Source organism: Pseudomonadota bacterium (assembly GCA_030859565.1).
Lineage (GTDB): Bacteria > Pseudomonadota > Gammaproteobacteria > JACCXJ01 > JACCXJ01 > USCg-Taylor.
This window is the reverse complement of sequence record JALZJW010000004.1, coordinates 20,480-41,365: the sequence shown is the minus strand read 5'-3', so window position 1 is coordinate 41,365 and position 20,886 is coordinate 20,480. Positions and strand designations below refer to the sequence as shown.

The following is a 20,886-nucleotide window of genomic DNA, read 5'->3' as shown; positions in this document are numbered from 1 at the left end:
ATAGACGTTTCACAGGTTTTCGGCCGCATCGATGACATCGACCCCCGGAGGGGGCGTAAACACGAACAACGACGGTTCGATCGCTGCATTCCGATTTTGCGTCACAAATCTGATGCGTGTGGTTTGACCAAAATTGTCGCGCAATTCCATCAGCCGCAGCATCGAGCCCTCGAAACCCAGTTGGATCCCGGTGTATTGGCCTTCGTCGCGTTTCGGCTGCAGATGGAGGACCTTTATCCCGCCCTGCTCGCCACGCTCAGTGACGACGAATTCCTCCTTCGGGTCCACCTTGCCCCCGAGCAACAAGGCAGGCGTGCTGCCCAGCGCCGTACCGAGCGGTTTGACGGTCACCTGCTCCAAGTCCTTATCGTAGATCCATACGCGCTGCCCGTCACCCACGATCGACTGTTGATAAGGACGATCGTATTCCCAGCGAAACTTACCGGGCCGATGAAGGTAGAATGTGCCGTGTGAGCGCTCGCGGGTGACGCCGCTTTCGTCGATCAGCTCTTGCTCGAACGCCGCTTTGAGCGTGATGAGGCCTTCCAGATAGCGGCTAAGTAATGTCCCTTCATTGCCAGCCTCTACCGTGGCCATCCATAGCCCGGTGAGGAGCGCGAGCACAAGGCTGTAACGCATTCTTTTTCCGCGGAAAGCCGGCCGAAATGCTTAATCTTTGGGCGGCGGAGGAGCCAAGACTTCGCGAAAGCCATTCGATTGGAGCGCCCCGACGACACCGCTGCGTTCCATCTCCTCGATCATCCGCGCTGCCCGGTTATACCCAATCTTAAGACGCCGTTGTACGCCGGAGACCGAAGCGCGGCGGGTCTCGGTCACGAAATGCACCGCCTCGTCATAGAGATCATCGACGTCGCCATTCTCATCGATAACGCCCGCAAAGTCGCCATCCGCCGCTTCGTCATCGCCGCGGAGGATGTCGCTCACGTAATCGGGCGTACCGCTGTGCTTCAGATGCGCGACCACCTTATGCACTTCCTGATCGGACACGAAGGCGCCATGCACCCTGACCGGAACCCCGGTGCCTGGAGGTAGATACAGCATGTCGCCGTGTCCGAGCAGACTCTCCGCGCCCATCTGATCGAGAATCGTGCGCGAATCGATGCGCGATGACACTTGAAACGCGATCCGGCTCGGAATATTGGCCTTGATGAGCCCGGTGATCACATCTACCGATGGGCGCTGCGTGGCCAGAATCAGGTGTATCCCGGAGGCACGGGCTTTTTGCGCCAGCCGCGCGATCAGCTCTTCGACTTTCTTGCCGACGGTCATCATCATGTCGGCCAGCTCATCGACGATGACCACGATATTGGGTAAGGCCGCGAGCGTCTCTTCGTCCGATTTATCGCCGAAAAACGGGTTCGGCAACGGTTCGCCCAGGACGATTGCCTCTTTCACCTTGCGGTTGTAGCCGCTCAGGTTGCGCACGCCGAGCGTGGCCATCAGCCGGTAGCGGCGCTCCATCTCCGCGACGCACCAACGCAAGGCGTTGGCCGCCTCCTTCATGTCGGTCACGACCGGGGCTAGCAACGAGGGGATCCCTTCGTAGACGGAAAGCTCCAGCATCTTGGGATCGATCATGATGAGCCGCACGTCCTTGGCTGGCGCTTTGTACAGCAGGCTCAAGATCATCGCATTCAAGGCCACCGATTTACCCGCTCCGGTCGTTCCCGCGACCAGCAGGTGGGGCATGCGCCCGAGATCGACGATCACCGGCTTTCCGCCGATGTCCTTGCCGAGCGCGAGTGTCAATGCCGATTGATTGGCTTCGTATTCCTGTGAGCTTAGGATCTCGCGCAGACTAACCAGTTCCCGCTGGTGATTGGGGATTTCAAGGCCGATCACGGACTTACCGGGGATCACCTCAACCACCCGAACGCTCACGGTGGAGAGCGAGCGCGCCAGATCCCGGGAGAGGCTCGTGACGCGCGCGGCTTTCATGCCCGGGGCGGGTTGCAGTTCGAAGCGGGTGATCACCGGTCCGGGGTGCACGGCCACCACGCTGACCTCGATCCCGAAGTCGAGCAGTTTGAGCTCCACCTGGCGCGACATCGCCGCGAGCGTTTCGATAGAAAATCCTCCTTTCGGCGAAGGCGGAGGATCGAGCAGTGCGATCGGGGGCAGATGCGTATTCGGTGCATCGAAAAACGAGGTTTGTCGCTCTTTGAGCAGGGGCGGCGTCGCGAGCGGCGGCGGGGAGGGTTCAATGCGCGACTTCGGACGCTCCGCGATCTTGACGATCTGCTCTTCGTAGACCGCCTCACGCGCCTTGCGCGCCTGCATCCCGGAGGCGCGGTCGGTCACGGCCGCCGCGGCGCGCCGTCCCATCGCCACTATGCAAAGCATGCCGATTCCGACCGTGTCCATGAGCCAGAACCACGATAAGCCGGTCAACAAAGTCACCCCGGTCAGGAACATGGCCAGCATCAGCACCGTGGCGCCGAGGGAGCCGAAGATCTCCGTGGCTTCTTTCCCGACCACGTTGCCGACGAATCCGGCGCCGCGGGATGGGAAACTTCCGGCCGCATCAAAATGGATCCAAATCAAGCCGCAGCCCACGGTCACCATGAGCAACAAGCCGACAAAGCGCGTGAGCCCATGCACATAATCGGCGACGCCGTGATTGTTCAGACCACGAAAAATCAGCCAGGCCGTAAATGCCACACTGGCCGGTAGGAGATAGCCCAGGTAGCCGAAGAGGTGAAAGGCGATGTCCGCGAACCATGCTCCAACCATACCTCCCCGGTTCAAAATGATCTCTTCTCGCCCGGTGTGGGTCCAGCCAGGATCCGCGGGATGGTAGGAAATTAAGGCCGTGAACAAGAAAACCGCGAGGGCAACCAGCGCCAGTACCCCACCCTCTTTGAGGTGCCGGAGGACCGGGCCGGCGATATAGAACGCCGGCGCCGCTTTTTTCCGAATTGCTTGAGTCACGTAGTAAAAGAAGTCTATTCAAACATTATGATAACATATTGTATTTAAGCTCCTCTCGTCCATCGTTAATCTTCCAATAGCGGGACGGCATACTCTGCTAGTATCGTTCGGATCCGCCCACGGTGTTTGTCGATGAGCGCTTGGATCTGTTGCTTCCAGTCCTTCTCGCCGAAACGCACCGCCATGGCAATACTGAAGTCGAATTTAATTCCGGGTTCCGAGCGCATAGGGATGACGACAACCTCGGGGGATCGCACTCGCTTAGCGAAGTAACCGGCAATCGGTCCCCAAACGAAGGTGAGATTGATTTTGTCGTTGACGAGGTCCTTCTCGATGATCTCGCCGGGATAGGCACGGGCATCACCCGACATGATTTGGTATGGAATGATGTTTTCCATCATGTCGTTCTTGATGAGCCACATGGCCGCCGGACTCCGGTCGAAGAGGCCGATCCGTAAGGCCTTTTTGCGTTCAACCGGGAGCTTGACGAGGTCCTCTTGAGACTTGACGTCATCCCATCCCCGGCCTTTGACATAGACCATGGTCCAGGTTGAACGGTAATAGGGCTTGGTCGTGGCCGCAAGCTCAAAGTTCGCGGGTACGCCCATCACGATGTCGCACTTGTACCGCCCGTCGGCCGCATCATTGCTTCTCAGGGTGTTGCGAATAAAGCCGATCCGCTGCGGAAACCAGGTGTATTCCAGGGGGAGTTTAAGATCGCCGGCGAAGAGGTGCGCGATCTTGTTCTCGAAGCCTTGCTGCTCCTTGTTCGAGCTCGGCAAGCTGTAGGGATCCGCACAGACCCGAAAGGCCGCGCGCGTTACCGATTCCTCGGCGCCAACCGCATCGGCACCCAACAGGCCACCCAAGAGCAGGACGAGCTTAACTGGAAGGCACCGACTAGCGGCGGAATCGTTTTTCATTTCTCTCACCGATAATTATATCTACTATTATTGCCGGCTCGGAAGCACTGACTACGAAAGCAATTGGGCCTGGTAAATCAGGCCCAATCGCAAGCGTGCGGACGAGAACCGGAGCAGGCCCTCGCCATCTTAAGAACCAGCGCTATTCGCCGCCACGCGCCTTTATCTCCTCATCAAGCTGCCGGATAGTACGCCCGATCATGCTCTTGTTCTCGGGGTGGCTGTGAATCTGTTCTAGATTGGTGGGTTCACCGACGACCACGGCGCCGTTCATCCCCAACGCCGTATGCGGGCTGCATTTGTAAACATACACGCCTTCTTTATCCAAGGTCACGGCCAGATCTTCGCCCATCGCCGACTTCCAGCCTTTCGCCCCTTCGGGGATCATGCCATCGAGAGTCACAGAGTCGTGCCCGACCATGGCGGAAAACCTCACCGTATCGCCCGGTTTGACGAAGACCACGGCGGGTTCAAACTTCGTCTGCAAGGCCTTGATCTCTACCGTGTCTCCGGCGAGCACGTTAGCCGATAACACCAGCCCAGAGACGGCTAACCCGGCAATAAGCGTTTTATTGATCTGCATGCTTTATTTCTCCAATTTTCTATTACAAAGTTCTCACCAGCCCTGGCGGGTTAAACAGGCTTGTGCATCCTGGCATTGCCACCACCTTCGACGTACCGTCGGCCGCAAAGTTCAAGCGTCACGCGGACACGAAAGACCGCTACGTAGTCGATTCGTTCAGCACTGTCAATGAATCGGCGTTGCTTATCTCCTCCGGGAACAACCACGGCGCATCCTGACGGCGCCGCTTCTCGTAGGCGCGAATGCGCTCGGCCGTTTGCAGCGTGATGCCGATATCATCCAGACCTTCCATTAACCGCCGCTTAATGACCGGGTCGATGCTGAAGCCGATAACTCGTTGCTCCATCGTAACGAGCTTCTGCGCCTCGAGATCCACAGTGAGCTTATAGCCGGGCGCGCGCAAGACATCCTGGAATAACCGGTCTATCGTTGCATGCGCGAGCATGACTGCTAATAGACCGTTCGTGTGGGCGTTGCTGAAGAAGATATCCGCGAAGCTCGGCGCGATCACGCAGCGGATCCCGAAGTCCAACAGCGCCCATACCGCGTGCTCGCGCGAGGACCCGCAGCCGAAGTTGTCCCGCGCCAGGAGAATTTCAGCTCCGCGATAGCGCTCATGATTCAGCACGAAATCCGGATTCAATGGCCGATGGGCGCAGTCCTGGCCCGGCTCAACCCGATCGAGATAGCGCCATTCGTCGAAGAGGTTCGGTCCGAATCCGGTTCGGTGGATCGATTTCAAGAACTGTTTCGGTATGATCGCGTCGGTGTCGACGTTGTGGCGATCGAGCGGCGCGACCAGCCCCGTCAGTTTGTTAAACGGTTCCATGTCCCCCACCTGGCAAAATATCCAACGCTGGTTCCACGCCGCCCCATTGGCTTTCAGAATTCCCGTACATCGACAAAATGTCCGAAGATCGCCGCCGCGGCAGCCATCGGCGGACTCACCAGATGAGTCCGTCCGCCGGCGCCCTGCCGGCCTTCGAAATTCCTGTTCGAGGTCGAAGCGCAACGCTCGCCCGGTGACAATCGGTCCGGATTCATCCCCAAGCACATCGAGCAGCCCGCCTCGCGCCATTCAAACCCGGCCTCGATGAACACTCGATCCAGACCTTCTTGCTCGGCTTGCTTGCGCACGAGCCCCGAACCCGGCACCACCAGAGCTTGCATGATATTCGCTGCGAGGCGCTTACCGCGCACGACCTCGGCGGCGGCGCGCAAGTCCTCGATGCGCGAATTGGTGCACGACCCGATGAACACCTTATCCAAGGGAATATCGGTGATCGGGACATTCGCTTGCAAGCCCATGTAGGCCAGCGCCTTGACCATACCGTCGCGCTTGACGGGATCGCTCTCAGCCCCAGGGTCCGGGACCCGCCCATCGACGGATGCAACCATCTCCGGGGAGGTGCCCCAGGACACTTGAGGCTGGATGCCGCGGGCATCGATTTCGACCACACGGTCGAACCCGGCGCCGGGATCGGAACGCAAATCGCGCCAGGCGGCGATAGCCTGATCCCAGAGCCCCCCCGTGGGCGCCATCGGACGGTCCGCGAGGTAATCGATCGTCGTCTCGTCCACCGCGATAAGCCCGGCTCGCGCGCCTGCTTCGATGCTCATATTACACACCGTCATACGCGCTTCCATCGAGAGCGCGCGGATCGCGGCGCCGGAAAACTCGATGGTGTGCCCTGTGCCGCCCGCCGTGCCGATTCGTCCGATGACCGCGAGGATCATGTCCTTGGCGGTCACGCCGCGGCCGAGCGCGCCGTTGATCCGAACCATCATATTGCGCGATTTCTTGAGGATCAAACATTGTGTCGCCAGGACATGCTCGACCTCGGAGGTGCCGATGCCGAAAGCCAATGCCGCCAGAGCACCGTGCGTGGAGGTATGCGAGTCGCCGCACACGATGCTCATGCCGGGCAAGGAAAACCCCTGTTCCGGCCCGATCACGTGCACGATCCCTTGACGGACGTCGCTCATCTTGAACTGGCGGATACCGAAGCTTGCACAGTTGTGATCCAAGGTTTCGAGTTGCAGGCGCGAGACCGGATCGTCGATGGTCGTCCGGTCGGTGGTTGGAACATTGTGATCGGAAACCGCGAGAACCGCGTCTATACGCCACGGTTTTCGGTGTGCGATCCGTAATCCCTCGAAGGCTTGAGGCGAGGTCACCTCATGGATGAGATGCCGATCGATGTAGATGAGCGCCGTCCCGTCGCCGTAGTCCCGCACAACGTGGCTGTCCCAAAGTTTGTCGTATAAGGTTTTGGCAACCATGGAGCGCGTTCTGTTCCGGGCCGTCATTCGCCCGCGATTTTAACCACCGTCCGCCCTCGCGCTTGCCCCTGGAGTATCGCGCCGAAAACCGCGGGCAGATCTTCCAATCCCACCGTGCGCGCGGCAATCTTGTCGAGATGACGCGGCCGCAGATCCGCGGCCAGCCGTTGCCACAGCGCATGCCGCAGCGCCGCCGGGCAGCCCGCGGAGCTGATGCCTAGAATGCTTACGCCGCGCAGAATAAAAGGCATGACGGTAGTATGCAGCTCGCTGCCGCCCGCTAAACCCACCGCGCAGATATTCCCCCACGGGCGCAGGGTCCGGGTGAGCCAGGCGAGCAGCTCCCCCCCGACGTTATCGATGGCGCCCGCCCATTGGCCTTTTTCGAGCGGCCGCGATCCCAGATCGAGGGTATTGCGGTTCAAGACCGTTTGCGCGCCGAGGCTGCGCAGATAGAGAGCTTCCGCCATCTTGCCGGTAACCGCAACCACTTCGTATCCGCGTCCGGAGAGGATATCAATCGCGAGGCTCCCCACACCCCCGGTCGCACCCGTGACCACCACCGGGCCGCCGGCCGGCGTTTGCCCGTTGTCTTCCAAGCGCTGCACGCAGATGGCGACCGTAAACCCCGCGGAACCGATCGCCATCGCTTCGTATAAGGAGGATCCCGCGGGCAGAGGCACCACCCACTCGGCCGGGACACTCGCAAACTCCGCGTAGCCCCCATCGCGGCTTACGCCGAAGTCATAGCCGGTCACCAGCACCTTGTCGCCGGGCCGGTAGCGAGCATCATCCGACTCCGCGACGATTCCGGAAATATCGACCCCCGCCACCAAGGGAAAGCGCGTCATAATCTTTCCTGCTCCCGTGGCGGCCAGCGCGTCCTTGTAATTCACGCTGGAATAAATCCCGCGGATCAGCACCTCGCCGGGGCGCGGATCTCCCCGCTGCAGGGTTTCGATCCGGGCGTGGATCTTCCCGTCCTCTTGGCGGACCCGAAAGGCCTTGTAGCCGCTCATCGGTCTTCTCGGGGAGATATTCGGCGGTTGTCGCGTCCGTCCAACGCCCGGCTGTACATTCGGCGTGTTAGCTTCTATAAAGGCGGCAATTTTAACTCAATCGTGTACCGCAATGGAAAGGCCAGCGTAACCATGAAACACCGATTCCTCATGTCCTTGTTCCTATTCGCGCTCACCACCGCCGCGCAAGCCGACTTAACCGAAGCTGTGGTCGCACACGCCCAAGGGAATTTTGAGCGCGCCCTACAGGTCCTGCTCCCGCTCGCTCAGTCCTCCAACGATCCTTATGCTCAATATTATCTCGGGATCATGTACGCGAACGGCCAAGGGGTCGAAAAGGATCTGAGCGCGGCCGGCCGCTGGTTCAAGAGTGCGGCTGAACAGGGTATTCCGCAGGCGCAATTCCGTCTCGGGGAGATCTACGCCCAGGGTCAAGGTGTGACGCGGGATTTGGGATCTGCTTACGCCTGGTTCAGCGTCGCGTCGCAGTCGGGCCACTCGCAGGCGGCGGCCGCCCTGACGGACACCAGCGGCAAGTTATCGCCCGAAAGCCTCGAAGCGGCGAAACGGCTCGCCGCCGATCTGTCGAAGCGTTACGGCAAGAAGCAAGAACCTTAGCAGCCATGCACGGAGGCCCATCAATCCCCGCGCCGACTATCCCCCGCCCGCCGGGGACATTACCTCACCCCGGTGACTACCTCATCCACGGCGTACAGGTGATGAGCCTGAACGTCAGATCAGAGAACCTGTAGGAAATTCGCGGCCGTTATGGGTAACGCATTGGCAACCGCGAAAATCGCTAAGCCTCCTGTCGGGGTGATGAGGATCCCAATTAGGCAAACGCCTCCTGCTGTACCCGAGTCCGCCGTCACGCTAATCGGTCCGAGAGTCACCGTGCAGGCCGCCCCCCCTTCCGTGGCGGCCAACACCTCGTCATCAAGGGGAATGGGAGTAGTTCCTCGTAATCCGGCGAGGGCGTGGAAGTCAGCCGCCATAGAGGGGGCGGCCGACAGCGCGACGGCCAACGCACAACCTAGCAACGTGGTTTTTATCATTGTACTCCTCCTAATCCATGCCGAGTTGGAATCCATGACTCAACCTCATTCGGTGGTTCCCGACCACCTCGTTCGATTGGCCCGGTTCGCGCCTCTCAGGACGCCGGCTGGCTACCGATTTCGAGCCGGCTTCCGCCAGACGGTGGATATCGCCCTCCACGCGCATCACCTCCCCTGTTCCCCGTGGGTAGGCAATCTATTTCTAGATCGGAGCTTATCACATGCGGGAGCGAGCCGTCAGGCCCTCAAACTCTGGGGGGTCGAGCCTGGGCTTTCACAAGTCATGAAAAAAAGGTAAGGGAAAACGTCCTTCAAGCCCAAACGGTACATTGATCCCCACGATGAAATCGGCAGCGTCGTCAGTCAGACCAAAACCTACAACGGGCTCCACATACACTCGCTTCGCCAGTTGCACGGTGGTCGTAAACTGGAGGCTATTGATGTCTAGTCCGGAACCGCTGATCTCTCTTCCGTTTACTTCTGAGCGCCTAATCGCCGCACCGGCCATCGCCATGGAAAAGCTCACCCGGTCATTGAGTGAGAACCCCATGCCGATAGAGTAGAGAATCTGATCCCCGGGATCGACATCCCCCGAAATCGACATCCCCAAATCGACATCCTCTTCTTCCAGGGTCCAGGTGTATCCCAGTGAGCCGAAGAACACCACGGGATCGATGGTCTTGACCAGCGACACCCCGGTCCCCACGTTCCAGAACCCGGTGCCCAAAAACCGGTCCGCATCGCCGGTGTCAGATTTGGCATGCACGTTCAGGGTCACCTCCGGGATCGCCCCTTTTTCATGTATGGCTGCATATCTGAGTGCCCAGTCGATGTCCCCTAATCCCACACCAGCCTGCCGCGTGGGTGGGAAGACAGTAGTTGTTGCAGTTGTTTCAGTTGATCCGACACGAATCTGGCCAAGTACTCCAGCGTCACGTTCTACTTCCGTGTAGACCAATGGGACGGCAAAATTGAATTCCAGGTCCTCTGCAAGACCATACCGCATCAGGAAATTTGCACTCGCGGAGCGAAATCTAATCTTGTTGGCGAATGACCCCACCGCAGTATCGTGAGCGTAATTGGCCCCAAACTCCAATTGGACCTCTCCAGGCTTGAATAAAAGCTTTTGGGCGCGTAAAAACTGGTCCAATTCCCTTTTGGCCTCCTCCGCTTCCTTGCGGCGGTCCCCTTTCTTGGCTGCAAATTGTTCCTGGTCAGACCGGCCAACTCTCTTTTTAGATGGGGGGGGCGCACTCGTTACCGGTTTTTTCTCCCTTTTGGTTTCTGCAACGGCAGGCTTTGATTTCGGCGTAGCGGGTTCTGAGGCGGCAGGTTTTGATTCCGGCCTAGCGGGCGCTGCTTCTAACAGCCGCTGCATTTGGCTTTTGAGAGTTTCCACCTCCCGTTTAAGTTTCTCATAATCCGCCTTGGCGACATAACCATCCACTCGGCTGTCTGTCGCAGATGAAACCTCCTTGACACCTACTCCGATGACCGGCCTTCCGCCATCGATATCCGGCCTCCTATCTCCGCTCCCAGAAGCAGCGCCCGCGTCAGTCCCTTCGCCCAGATGGATCAAGATCAGACCCACCAAGACAAAGGCGATAAGCACGTGAAAGACGGTCAAAATCGTATGCCTTTTTCCTCCTGCGTCTCGGCGGACTGGCAAATGGCGAGAAACTCGTGCGCGTCTAGCGAGGGTCCTGTTCTTTTTCATTCGTTCCTCCCTTTGGCTGAAAAGCGTTCTCAGCCTTCAGACGATATCGCTACCCTAAGCCATCGAATTCTAGATCGAAAAATGGAAGACTGCGCTAAGAATATTCGCAACGGTACCACTATTGAATCACGTGGCAGCCTACCCCGAAGAAAAAGAAGTCCAGATTACTTAAAACCCAAACACAATCACGATCCGAAAAGTTGTACGCACCAGAAGAACTCGCAAAAGACGCCTTAGTTGTCGTTAATAACACCAGAGGGGGTGCGATGGGACCCTAGCTAAACCAGAATGGTTTACGGCCCTTCAGCGATAGTAATGAGGCGTCCAATGGCCTCGCGCGGGAGCCGTCGTAGGTCTTTTTCAGCCGATGTTTTCTACGTCAGCTTATACAAGGCCATCCGCCTTTAGCCGGGCCACCAGTTCATCATGCGTTATGGCAGTTTCTTCTCGGCGTTCTGCGATACGTGCCAAATCCTCCCAGGTCTTCCAATAACTCCTCGTATTCTGCCACTGGCAAGACTACGGAAACCCGTTCTCCCTTTTCGTTCGTCAGAAATTGCACCTTTGCCGCCATATGCCGTCCTCTTCATGGGGATTCGCCGACTCAATCATAGCACACCGAATCATCGGCATCGTCGTCTCCCCACGGAATAGCGTCAGCGTATTCCGCCGAATACGTCGGCGGCGACGACTCCTTATGCACAAGAGGTTCAATGAGACCCGCTACGGCGGGTCGGTTCGGCGGGTTTCCGGGTCGGGGTCCACCACCTCGCCGTGCACCGGGAGGGGAATCCCGCATTTTGCGAGTGCTTCGAGCACCGGATAAAACGCGGCTGAGGTCGGTAACGCCCTGCTCGGAGTGGGTCGTGGGTCCGGGCAGGGTAGTAGCGGACAGATCCTGACCCTCGTGCCCGCTTATCCGCTTGGGTATAGCAAGGAAGGACGAGGCAGCGCCCATTGGTCAGAGCGTCCGAAGATTCCGACCGCAAGCGCGAGCTACGGAGAAGGCTTGCGCTTCAACAGCGAAAGGACCGAAAACACCCAAGGCCGTATCGCCAACACCAATCCCACGCTGATCTTCTCCGCGGGAGGCAGGTTCAGGTCCAGCTCGGCAAGCTCTAAGAATTCCGCGGCGAGCCGGTCGATCTTACGTTGCATCACGGCCAGGGAAGCGCGGCTGATCTCTTTCGGCTCAAACCGCAGGATTTCGTCGTCATTCGCAAATCGGGAATCGAAATACTCGTTTCGGACTTGCGCCTCAAAGCGGTTACGCACGGGGCCTCCTCGCCGCCACGCGATACGTCGGGATGTCAGCAGCCTCACTTCAGTGCCATGACGAGTTTCGATGAGCTTCAGGCGTTCCAGTTTGTTCAGCAGCTTGACCGCCTCGGCCCGACTCAGTTCGTACTCCCGACAGATATCCTCGGCGCTCCAATCACTGAGCAGCAAGTGAAGCAACATGAGCAGCTTCGGTTCTTCCGCCAGTCCCGTTTCCTGACCGAGGGACAATACCTGAACAGCATCCGCTTGATTACGGCAAAGCCTCGCGAGCTCGTAAAAATCGACATCGAGCGCATGGCAGATGTCTTCAAGCCGTTTAACGGTGAATGATCCTCGCGAGAAGAGCCGCTTAACGGAGGCTTCACTCAAACGCAGCTTCCTCCCAAGCTCTTGGTAAGTTATCCCCCTGGCCTTGAGCAGCTTCTTCAACGTACCTGTGATGGCACCAAGCTGGTTCAGAAGTCTCCCCCTTTTGTTTATACGACAGGTATCTTTTTATAATACTATAAAAGATTCGTCTTGCTTTGTGATCGCCGCGGACTAGACTTGCATCGAGAGCAATCGTAACGGGCGACCGACCGGGATGAAGGCCCTTTCCGGCGATTGCAAAGTCGAACGGGTCAACGAGCAAGGTCTCGGTGTTAGGTATAAAGATTGCGGATGCGTATAAGAGCTTATCTATGGGTTAGCCTGTTTGGTAAACCGCGCGTTGTGCAGTCCGGCCAGACGGGCTCTTGCGGCAGGATGCAGAAGACGCTGGCCTCGTTGACCAAACTGGGTATTGTCAAGGGGATATGGCGCACATGGACCAAGCAAGGCATCACCACCAATTCTTTGTAGTTGTCCTGTCCATTCTGTTCTCGCTGTTCTGCTTCCGCGTTCTTGCGCAATTGACGCAACTGTATATCGAGCTTCCGTTCCTGCCGCCATTCGATGCGTGGCAAAGCGGGGCCGCACCGTACCCGTTTTTATTGTCATCGCAGATTCTCATCATCGCGTGCTATGGCTGGATACTTTGGCGCTTGGCGGTTAATCGCATGCCACCGAGCCGCGTGCAAGGTTGGGTATTTTTTGTCATCGGCCTGATTTATTTTCTTGGTATGGTGATGCGACTTGTCATAGGCGTGACCGGCCTTTCCCAGCACACCTGGTTCCGCAGTTATCTGCCCACGCTATTTCATTTTGTAGTTTCCGGTTACTTGATAGTTGTCGGTTATTTTCATATCCAGGCCACGGCACAACGATAATGAGTTTCGTAATTTCCAGCGCACCGACAAATACTCCGCGCCCGGCGTGGCAGGAGTTTATCGCCGTGGTCGCCTATCCAGCCTCGTTTTTTCTCGCCATCGCGGCATTTCTCTGGGCCAACGCAAACGGATATCCGAAGTGGGTCAGTGCCTATCTTCCGGTGATTTTCTGCGCGGCCATCATTCTCCCTTTGCTGGAACGTATCACACCCTATCGCCGCGACTGGCGGCCGGACGCCAAGGAATGGTTCACGGACGCGCTGTACACCATCGTCATCCAAATTGCTTTACCGCCGTTACTCGCGCTGCTCGTGGTGCTCGGATTGAGTGACTTGGCCCACCCGTATCTGCATTCTTCGTTGTGGCCGCATGAATGGCCGATTCTCGCCCAAGGCATACTGATGATCCTGCTTGTTGATCTGCTGCGCTACTGGGTCCATCGCTACGCGCACACCAATCCCATCCTGTGGCGGTTGCATGCGGTGCATCATTCGCCCGCCAAGCTCTACTGGCTTAACACTTCGCGCTTTCATCCGTTGGAGAAGGTCTTGCAGTTTGCGTTCGACTCGATGCCGTTCATCTTTCTGGGCGTGAATGAATACGTGCTGGCGTTCTATTTCGTCTGTTATTCGGTGAACGGTTTCTATCAGCACAGCAACGTCCATCTCCGGCTCGGCCTGCTCAATTACATGTTCAGCACCGCCGAGCTGCACCGCTGGCATCACTCGAAAATTTTGCGGGAAGCCAACCATAACTACAGCAATACCACGATAATCTGGGACATCGTGTTCGGTACTTACTATCGCCCGCGAGACCATCATCTAGGGCGCACCGGTATCCAGAATGACAGTTATCCGCAGAGCTTCGGCCGGCAATTGCTCGGACCGTTCGTGAAGGGCCTGGAAAGCCGCGAGGTGTTCGTGCCCTCGTTGCGCCAGGTGGCGATGAATTTCCTGCTCAGGCTCGGCTTCGCCAGGATCAAATACATGAATTGGGTTTCCCTGGAAAAGGCCACGCACCAGGTCGCGGACGTGCAGAAACAGGTGTTGCGCAGAATCCTGAAACTGAATCGATCCACCACCTTTGGCGAGCGCTACCGTTTCGCGGAAATGGCAACGGTTGAGGATTTCCAGCGTCTATGCCCGGTGCAAACCTACAACAGCCTTCATCCCTTTATTGATGAACAGGAGAATACCGGCAAACCCGCCATCACGGCGGAGAACGCGATTCTCTACGCCAAGACCAGCGGCACCACCGGCGCGGCGAAGTTGTTGCCGGTGACACCCACCATGTTCGCGCAGATCAAACGCCAGCAGGCCATCGCCGGTTATCTGCAGTATCGTGCCTGCCCGCGCGCCTTCCGCGGGAAACTGCTGGGAATCACGGGAGCCGCGGAGGAGGAACGAACCGGGGCCGGAAAACTAGTCGGTTCGATTTCGGGAGTCATGCACGAAAAACTGCCGTTGCCGATGAAAAAGAAATTTATCATTCCGGCCGTTGTGTTCGGTCTTAAAGATCATCTGACCAAGTACCTGTTGATACTCCGCCTGGCGCTGGCGGAGAAAGACGTTACATACATCGCGACCGCGAATCCTTCCACGTTCGTGCTGCTGCTGGAGCTTTTGCACAAGCATCGCGATTTGCTGTTAACCAGCCTTGAGACAGGAAAATTTCCTGCCAACCACGCGCTGCCCCCCGAGGTGGCTGACGCGATAAAAAACAAACTCCGGCCGAATCGGGAAAGAGCTGCCGAGTTGAGAAGGTTGTTTGCCGCCAAGGACCAGCTAACGATCAAGGATGTCTGGCCGCACATCGCGCTGGTGGCGACGTGGACCGGTGGCAATTGCCGCATCCCGTTGCAAGCGGTCAAGGCGCAGCTACCCGCGAAGACCTTGACCCTGGACCTCGTTTTCTGGCGAGTGAATGCCGGATCACTTTCGCCGTGGAAGTGAATTCTTCCTCGGGTTTGCCGGCGTTTCAGGATTATTTCTTTGAATTTGTCGAGCGCGCGAAATGGGACAACAAGGTTCCTGAATTTCTCACGCTGGATCGGTTGGAAAACGGCAAGGAGTATTACATTTTTGTCACGACCACGGGCGGACTCTATCGCTATGACATGAATGACATCGTGACCGTGACCGGACAGCTGCATCAGGCCCCGTTGATCGAGTTCATTCAAAAAGGCCGGGGCGTGACCAATATCACCGGCGAGAAGCTTTACGAGAAACAAGCGACCCGGGCCACGGCGGACACGGCGCATCAGTGTTCGTTAACCATTCCTTTCTTTATCGCTCTCGCCGATCGCAGCGCCAGCCGCTATGAGTTTTATCTGGAACTGGCCGACTCCAGTGCGCCGGATCTCCATGAATTGAGCCGCCTGCTTGATGACAACCTCTGTCAGCAGAACGAGGAATACAAACAGAAGCGCGCTAGCGGCCGCCTCAAGCCCGCGGAAGCCAGGCTGCTCAACCCCGGAACCGCCACGCGATTTCGAGAACACCTGGTTAAACGTGGCCAAAAAGAAGGACAGTTTAAGGCTCAGTGTTTGGCCTATAAAGACGATGACGATTTCGATTTCCAGCCAACACCTCGCGAAAGTTTAATACAAACGTGAAAATCGCGAGCCTTTCCCTCGAACCGCTGCGCATTCCCTTCCGCGTTTCCTTCAAACACGCCTCGGCCGACCGCAACGTCACTCAAAGCGTCCTGGTTATGGCGCGGTCAGATGAAGGCTTGACGGGTTATGGCGAGGGATGCCCGCGCGATTACGTCACGGGCGAAACTGACGCCAGTGTTGCTGCGTTTTTCGAACGGCATCGGGTAGACCTCTTGGCCAAGGCCATAGACCTGTCGACTCTGGAAGAATGGCGCCAGGTTCATGAGCGGGGCATCGACGAAAACCCGGCGGCGTGGTGTGCACTAGAGCTGGCGCTGCTAGATCTTTTCGCCCGGCAAAACAAACAACCTGTGGAAGCATTACTGGGCATGCCACTGCTGGCAGGACCGTTTGTTTACACCGCTGTGCTCGGTGCCATGGGCGCAGAACAGTTTGCTGACACCCTAGGCCGCTACCAGAAGGTTGGGTTGCGCGATTATAAGATCAAGCTTACCGGTGATGCCGGCCGCGACCGCGGGAATCTCGCCATCCTGCCATCCGTCGGTATTGCGCCGGAGAACGTACGGGCCGACGCGAACAATCTCTGGTCCGACCTCAAGGTGGCGCAAGACTATCTCGAATCGCTCGATTACCCCTTTGCTGCTATCGAGGAACCGCTGCGGCCCGGACAGTTTGCCGATCTGGCAGTCCTCGCCGAATCACTCGCGACTCGCATCGTGCTGGACGAGAGCATCACGCGGGAGAACCAACTTTCGCAGTTGCCAGGGGCGCCTGGGCGGTGGATCGTGAATCTTCGGGTTTCGAAAATGGGTGGCCTGCTGCGCTCGCTCAGTGTAGCGAACCGTTGCCGCGAAATGGGGCTTGCTCTGGTTGTCGGCGCCCAGGTAGGCGAAACCAGCCTGCTCACGCGCGCGGCGCTCATCGTAGTGCAGGCGGCACGCGACATCGTGATCGGGCAGGAAGGCGCGTTCGGCACAATGTTGTTGAAGTCCGATGCCGTGCAGCCGGCGCTCATGTTCGGCGCAAAGGGTGGGCTCGATATCGATTCATTACGGCTCGACCAATCACCGGGCTTCGGCTTGGTGCCGGCGCCGGATCTTGCCAAGCGCTATTTCAAGCACGAGGCAAAAGAAGGTGTTCGTGGCGATTAGACAGTTTGGGCCAATAGTAATTGTCGGACTGCTGCTTGCCGGTTGCCAGAGTGTTGTCGGCGCTCTCGTGTTGCCAAAGGAGGGTGTCCGCGAGAGCGAATACCGCGTGCAGATAGATCGCGATGCAGTAATGACAACTTCGGATGGTGTAAGACTTGTCGCGGATGTCTATCGTCCTGAGACGACTGAAAAATCCCCGACAATTCTCGTCCGGATACGGTTCACTCAAACATGGAAGAACAGTCTTGGTGCGGATGTCATCGGGCATTTCTGGGCGAGTCGTGGTTATAACGTCGTGATTCAGGGGACCCGTGGCCGGTACAAGTCCGGCGGAACGTTCTATCCGCTGCGCGATGAGCGTCGCGACGGTATCGAAACACTACGCTGGCTCTCACAGCAATCGTGGTTCGACGGACGCCTGGGCATGTGGGGCGGTTCGGCATTCGGTTATACGCAGTGGGTATTGGCGGATCAGCAGTCGCCCGGCCCGTCTACGCTGCTCATTCAAATTGCGAGCACGGACTTTCATGGCATGTTTCATCCGGGTGGTGCATTCTCGCTCGAGTCGGCGCTGTTCTGGGCGGTTCGCAGTCGTGGGGCCGAGGATGTCGATCCATCCTTCGACGACCTTGAGCGCGGGTTCAACGGCTTTCCCCTGCTGGAGGCGGACAATCGCGCTGTTGGACAGATCCCCTTTTTCGACGATTGGGTTACGCATACGACAAAGGATGACTACTGGCTGGCAATTGATGGCGATCAGCGTGCACGAACGCTCAAAGCGCCGGTGTTGTTGATGGCGGGCTGGAGTGATCCGTTCCTGCCGACGCAACTGCGGGATTTCGACGAGATCCAGCGGTACGCCAATCCGAAAGTCGCGAGTGGCACTCGTCTGATTATTGGCCCATGGACACACGCTGACCCGATCCGTTTTCCGGATGGCGGTGATGCCGGTAGCTACCGCCAGGCGAGCCTGGCACCGAGTATCGCCTGGTTTGATCATCACTTGCGCGGGGAACCTCTTGAATCGCAATTTCATGCGCCGATTCGCCTTTTTGTGCTGGGTGAAAATGAATGGCGCGATGAACAGGAATGGCCGCTCAAGCGAACGGTCTATACGCCGTACTATTTGAGCAGTCGAGGCGGCGCCAATTCTATTTCGGGAGATGGAAAACTCACGGTGATGCCGCCTACGGACTCTGAGCCGCCCGATTTTTATCGCTACGATCCCCATTCACCGGTTCCTACGCGAGGTGGCGCGATTCTGGGTCCACGCGCCGGGGTTCATTTGCAGGAGGACGTGGAAAGTCGTCCTGATGTGCTCGTCTACACCACCGATGTATTGCAGCACGAAATGGAAGTAACAGGACCGATCAAGGCTGAGTTGTTCGTGTACACCTCAGTACCGAGTACGGATTTCACGGTCAAGCTGGTTGATGTCTATCCGGATGGGCGGGCATACAACGTGTCTGACGGGATCTTGCGTCGAAACTATGAGACTGGAGAAAACTCTCGAAATCAGCCAACCAGGATCAGCATCGATCTATGGCCGACAAGTACCTTGTTCCGAATGGGCCACCGCGTACGTGTCGAAATCACCAGCAGCAATTTTCCGCGTTACGATCGCAATCCGAATACGGGTCGACTCATGGCTACTGAAAGCAATCCTTTAACGGCGAATCAAACAGTATTTCATCGTCCCGGTGCTGCGTCGCACATCCTGTTGCCCATTATTCCACGCTGATTAACAAAAACCGGCCCAGATCACAGTTACTGCCGATACTCCCGGCTAAAGGTGTCGGGGGTATAGGAATTTTGGCTCTATAGCAGACTGCCCGAAGCCATTCGTAACACGACACCCTGGCTACGATTTTGGCTGGGGCCCAAACACGCCATTGAGGGCCGTTGAAGAGATTGGAATTCCTATCCGATTATACGAGTCCGCCGTTCACGCGCAAGGTCTGACCGGTGATAAACGCGGCCTCGTCGGAGGCCAGATAGAGCGCGGCGTTGGCGACGTCCTCCGGGGCGCCGAAGCGCCGCAAGGGGGTGCGTTCGATGACCAGTTCGTAGGCATCCGGGTGCATGGTCTCTTTTGCGAACGCCGTCTCGATCCAGCCAGGCGCAAGATCGTTGACTCGCACCTCGGGCGCATAGGATCGCGCCAGACACTTGCTGAAACCGAGAACCCCGGCCTTGACCGCGGCGAACATCTCCGGATTGCGGCCTTCCATGCCATGGAGCGCGAGGTCCCAGGCCATGTTGAGGATGATCCCCGATCCCGCGGCCTTCATGAGCGGCGCAACACCCCAGCAACAGTAAATCGTGCCCTTGAGATCGACCTCGATCAGCCGCTCGAGTTTATCCGATGGTTGTAGTGACGCGCCCTCGCCGGTGAGGATATCGGCCCCGGCGATGTTGGCCCAGATGTCGATGCGGCCGAAGAGCGCACGCGCGCTCTCGATCAAGCGGGCGACTTCATCGGGGCTGGAAACGTCGGCCTGAAGGGCGTGGGCCTCCCCGCCCCCCGCCGTGATCTCGCGCACCAACTCCTCGGCCAAGGCACGCGAGCGCCGATAGTTCACTACCACCCGCGCCCCATGCCGCGCGAACAGGCGAGCGATGGCTCGCCCGATCCCGGAGCTGGCGCCGGTGATGACGGCGGTTTTATTGAGAAGCCGCTGGCTGCTCATGCTCGTCTCTCGGCATAGGCCTTACGCACTTCGTCCGCGACGATCGCAAGCCCTTGCTCAACCACCTCTTGTGCTTGCGCATAGGTTATCCGTAGACATTCCCGGCCCTGCTGGGCCTCCGTCCCCATCCCCGGGAAAAAATAGTGTCCGGGGACGACGAGAACACCCCGATCCTTGAGCCGCTGATACAGGATCTCGCTCGTGATCGGGAGATCCTTGAACCACAGCCAAAGGAAGATCGCGCCTTCAGGCTTATGCAGGAGAAAAGGGTATGCATCCAGCTCGTCGGTCAGTTGCGCGACCGCTTCCCTAGCCTTGGACTCATAGTAGGGTTTGATCACTTCGCGGCCGAGCCGCAACACCTCGCCGCTCCGGAACAGATCGAGCATCAACGCCGATCCCACATTGGTCGGAGCCAGGTTGATGATCGCGTTAATGCGCGCGATGGCATCGATCACCTCCTCGCGGGCAATGACGATGCCGGTGCGCGTCCCCGGAAGCCCGAACTTCGAGAGGCTCAGCGTCAGAATAACGGACTCGTCCCATAGCGGTTGCACTTCGCTGAAGAGGATGTTCGGAAACGGCGCGCCATAGGCGCTGTCCACGATGAGGGGGATGTCATGCGCCCGTGCAAGTTTGATCAGGGCTTGCATCTCGCGGTCGGTCAGGACGTTACCGGTGGGATTGGTCGGTCGCGATACGCAGATAGCGCCTATTTCATCCGCCCACTCGATGCTGTCTAAAGCGACATGGTACTTGAACGTATGCTTGTCGATGAGCTCCATGCTCGGAAGTCTGGCGGCGAAGAAATCGGGCCCGAGGCCAAGGTTCGAGTAACCGATATATTCGGGGCCCATCGGTAACAGGATTTTCTTGTTCCGTCCGTCTTCCGCGGCGCCCGCGAACATATTAAAGAGCATGAAAAAAGCGCACTGGCTGCCGCCGGTTAAAGCGACATTCCGTGGCCCTATGTTCCAACCGTACTCGCGGCGCAGGAGATCGGCCACGGCCTCGATGAACGCGGGATCTCCTTGGGGCGGGCTATAGTCGCCAATCACCCGGCCGAGCGCCCCCGGTGCATCGAGTAGGTTTTGCATCCTGGATTTGAGCACGGACTCGACCTCCGGGATATGCGCAGGATTACCGCCGCCCAGCATCAACATGCCTTTGTTGACGGCGAGCGCCTGCCCGAGATCTTCCATGAGCCGGAGGATCCCCGAAGGCTGTGTAAACCGATGTCCGAACAGTGAAAGCCGCATCGCCGAAATATTAACGCACTGTCAGCGCGGGTTCCGGCGCCGATCCGGGGCCGCGCAACTCCTGAAATCCTGGCCTATAATGGATCGCCGCGCCGGGCTTCGCTCGCCG

General features: G+C 58.1%; 16 protein-coding genes and 2 pseudogenes. 5 read left to right on the top strand and 13 right to left on the bottom strand.

Annotation, left to right across the window (positions count from 1 at the left end):
• Positions 1–9: 9 nt before the first annotated feature.
• From lolA to M3436_01395, 7 genes are all read right to left on the bottom strand, one after another.
• Positions 10–639: an outer membrane lipoprotein chaperone LolA gene (gene lolA / locus M3436_01425; protein MDQ3562836.1), complete on the bottom strand. Its 630-nt coding sequence runs from the start codon at positions 637–639 to the stop codon at positions 10–12.
• Between the two features lie 30 nt (positions 640–669).
• A complete protein-coding gene (locus M3436_01420; GenBank protein ID MDQ3562835.1) occupies positions 670–2,952 on the bottom strand; it encodes a DNA translocase FtsK 4TM domain-containing protein in 2,283 nt (760 codons plus the stop codon).
• Between the two features lie 65 nt (positions 2,953–3,017).
• Positions 3,018–3,875, bottom strand: coding sequence for a quinoprotein dehydrogenase-associated putative ABC transporter substrate-binding protein (locus tag M3436_01415; protein MDQ3562834.1), 858 nt, complete (start codon positions 3,873–3,875; stop codon positions 3,018–3,020).
• A 142-nt stretch (positions 3,876–4,017) separates the two neighbouring features.
• Complete coding sequence (locus M3436_01410) at positions 4,018–4,458, bottom strand: plastocyanin/azurin family copper-binding protein (protein MDQ3562833.1); 441 nt, start codon at positions 4,456–4,458, stop codon at positions 4,018–4,020.
• Positions 4,459–4,597: 139 nt separating this feature from the next.
• Positions 4,598–5,287: a 3-isopropylmalate dehydratase small subunit gene (leuD, locus tag M3436_01405; protein ID MDQ3562832.1), complete on the bottom strand. Its 690-nt coding sequence runs from the start codon at positions 5,285–5,287 to the stop codon at positions 4,598–4,600.
• A gap of 53 nt (positions 5,288–5,340) precedes the next feature.
• Complete coding sequence (leuC, locus tag M3436_01400; protein ID MDQ3562831.1) at positions 5,341–6,741, bottom strand: 3-isopropylmalate dehydratase large subunit; 1,401 nt, start codon at positions 6,739–6,741, stop codon at positions 5,341–5,343.
• Positions 6,742–6,764: 23 nt separating this feature from the next.
• Complete coding sequence (locus M3436_01395; protein MDQ3562830.1) at positions 6,765–7,760, bottom strand: oxidoreductase; 996 nt, start codon at positions 7,758–7,760, stop codon at positions 6,765–6,767.
• Positions 7,761–7,892: 132 nt separating this feature from the next.
• Between M3436_01395 and M3436_01390 the strand changes: the two genes are divergently transcribed.
• The gene (locus M3436_01390) at positions 7,893–8,378 is read left to right on the top strand and encodes a sel1 repeat family protein (protein ID MDQ3562829.1); all 486 of its coding nucleotides are present in this window, start codon (positions 7,893–7,895) and stop codon (positions 8,376–8,378) included.
• 119 nt (positions 8,379–8,497) lie between these two features.
• Here the strand turns inward: M3436_01390 and M3436_01385 are convergent, their stop codons facing one another.
• The 4 genes and pseudogenes from M3436_01385 to M3436_01370 all read right to left on the bottom strand — a co-directional run bounded on the left by M3436_01385 (position 8,498) and on the right by M3436_01370 (position 12,182).
• A complete protein-coding gene (locus tag M3436_01385) occupies positions 8,498–8,815 on the bottom strand; it encodes a hypothetical protein (protein MDQ3562828.1) in 318 nt (105 codons plus the stop codon).
• Between the two features lie 274 nt (positions 8,816–9,089).
• The gene (locus M3436_01380; protein ID MDQ3562827.1) at positions 9,090–10,442 is read right to left on the bottom strand and encodes a transporter; all 1,353 of its coding nucleotides are present in this window, start codon (positions 10,440–10,442) and stop codon (positions 9,090–9,092) included.
• Positions 10,443–10,916: 474 nt separating this feature from the next.
• Positions 10,917–11,106: pseudogene (locus M3436_01375) on the bottom strand (hypothetical protein).
• A gap of 422 nt (positions 11,107–11,528) precedes the next feature.
• Positions 11,529–12,182 carry an XRE family transcriptional regulator gene (locus M3436_01370; GenBank protein ID MDQ3562826.1) on the bottom strand — a complete coding sequence of 218 codons (654 nt, stop codon included), beginning with the start codon at positions 12,180–12,182 and terminating at the stop codon, positions 11,529–11,531.
• A gap of 425 nt (positions 12,183–12,607) precedes the next feature.
• Here M3436_01370 and M3436_01365 point away from each other — a divergent pair, with 425 nt between their 5' ends.
• From M3436_01365 to M3436_01350, 4 genes and pseudogenes are all read left to right on the top strand, one after another.
• Positions 12,608–13,060: a hypothetical protein gene (locus M3436_01365; GenBank protein MDQ3562825.1), complete on the top strand. Its 453-nt coding sequence runs from the start codon at positions 12,608–12,610 to the stop codon at positions 13,058–13,060.
• 401 nt (positions 13,061–13,461) lie between these two features.
• Positions 13,462–15,674, top strand: a pseudogene (locus tag M3436_01360) (GH3 auxin-responsive promoter family protein).
• Complete coding sequence (locus tag M3436_01355) at positions 15,671–16,828, top strand: hypothetical protein (protein MDQ3562824.1); 1,158 nt, start codon at positions 15,671–15,673, stop codon at positions 16,826–16,828. Before M3436_01360 ends, M3436_01355 begins: the two are co-directional and overlap by 4 nt.
• Positions 16,818–18,569: a CocE/NonD family hydrolase gene (locus tag M3436_01350; GenBank protein MDQ3562823.1), complete on the top strand. Its 1,752-nt coding sequence runs from the start codon at positions 16,818–16,820 to the stop codon at positions 18,567–18,569. The genes M3436_01355 and M3436_01350 overlap by 11 nt, the downstream gene beginning before the upstream one ends.
• A 187-nt stretch (positions 18,570–18,756) precedes the next feature.
• Here the strand turns inward: M3436_01350 and M3436_01345 are convergent, their stop codons facing one another.
• Positions 18,757–19,518, bottom strand: coding sequence for an SDR family oxidoreductase (locus tag M3436_01345; protein ID MDQ3562822.1), 762 nt, complete (start codon positions 19,516–19,518; stop codon positions 18,757–18,759).
• Complete coding sequence (locus tag M3436_01340; protein ID MDQ3562821.1) at positions 19,515–20,777, bottom strand: valine--pyruvate transaminase; 1,263 nt, start codon at positions 20,775–20,777, stop codon at positions 19,515–19,517. The genes M3436_01345 and M3436_01340 overlap by 4 nt, the downstream gene beginning before the upstream one ends.
• Positions 20,778–20,886: the final 109 nt, after the last annotated feature.

What these genes read in the sequence shown, in the direction of transcription:
- M3436_01395 (MDQ3562830.1), bottom strand. Translation starts at nt 7,760, where the DNA reads ATGAGCGGCTACAAGGCCTTTCGGGTCCGCCAAGAGGACGGGAAGATC.
- leuC (MDQ3562831.1), bottom strand. Translation starts at nt 6,741, where the DNA reads ATGGTTGCCAAAACCTTATACGACAAACTTTGGGACAGCCACGTTGTG.
- M3436_01390 (MDQ3562829.1), top strand. Translation starts at nt 7,893, where the DNA reads ATGAAACACCGATTCCTCATGTCCTTGTTCCTATTCGCGCTCACCACC.
- M3436_01410 (MDQ3562833.1), bottom strand. Translation starts at nt 4,458, where the DNA reads ATGCAGATCAATAAAACGCTTATTGCCGGGTTAGCCGTCTCTGGGCTG.
- leuD (MDQ3562832.1), bottom strand. Translation starts at nt 5,287, where the DNA reads ATGGAACCGTTTAACAAACTGACGGGGCTGGTCGCGCCGCTCGATCGC.
- M3436_01365 (MDQ3562825.1), top strand. Translation starts at nt 12,608, where the DNA reads ATGGCGCACATGGACCAAGCAAGGCATCACCACCAATTCTTTGTAGTT.
- M3436_01385 (MDQ3562828.1), bottom strand. Translation starts at nt 8,815, where the DNA reads ATGATAAAAACCACGTTGCTAGGTTGTGCGTTGGCCGTCGCGCTGTCG.
- lolA (MDQ3562836.1), bottom strand. Translation starts at nt 639, where the DNA reads ATGCGTTACAGCCTTGTGCTCGCGCTCCTCACCGGGCTATGGATGGCC.
- M3436_01340 (MDQ3562821.1), bottom strand. Translation starts at nt 20,777, where the DNA reads ATGCGGCTTTCACTGTTCGGACATCGGTTTACACAGCCTTCGGGGATC.
- M3436_01345 (MDQ3562822.1), bottom strand. Translation starts at nt 19,518, where the DNA reads ATGAGCAGCCAGCGGCTTCTCAATAAAACCGCCGTCATCACCGGCGCC.
- M3436_01415 (MDQ3562834.1), bottom strand. Translation starts at nt 3,875, where the DNA reads ATGAAAAACGATTCCGCCGCTAGTCGGTGCCTTCCAGTTAAGCTCGTC.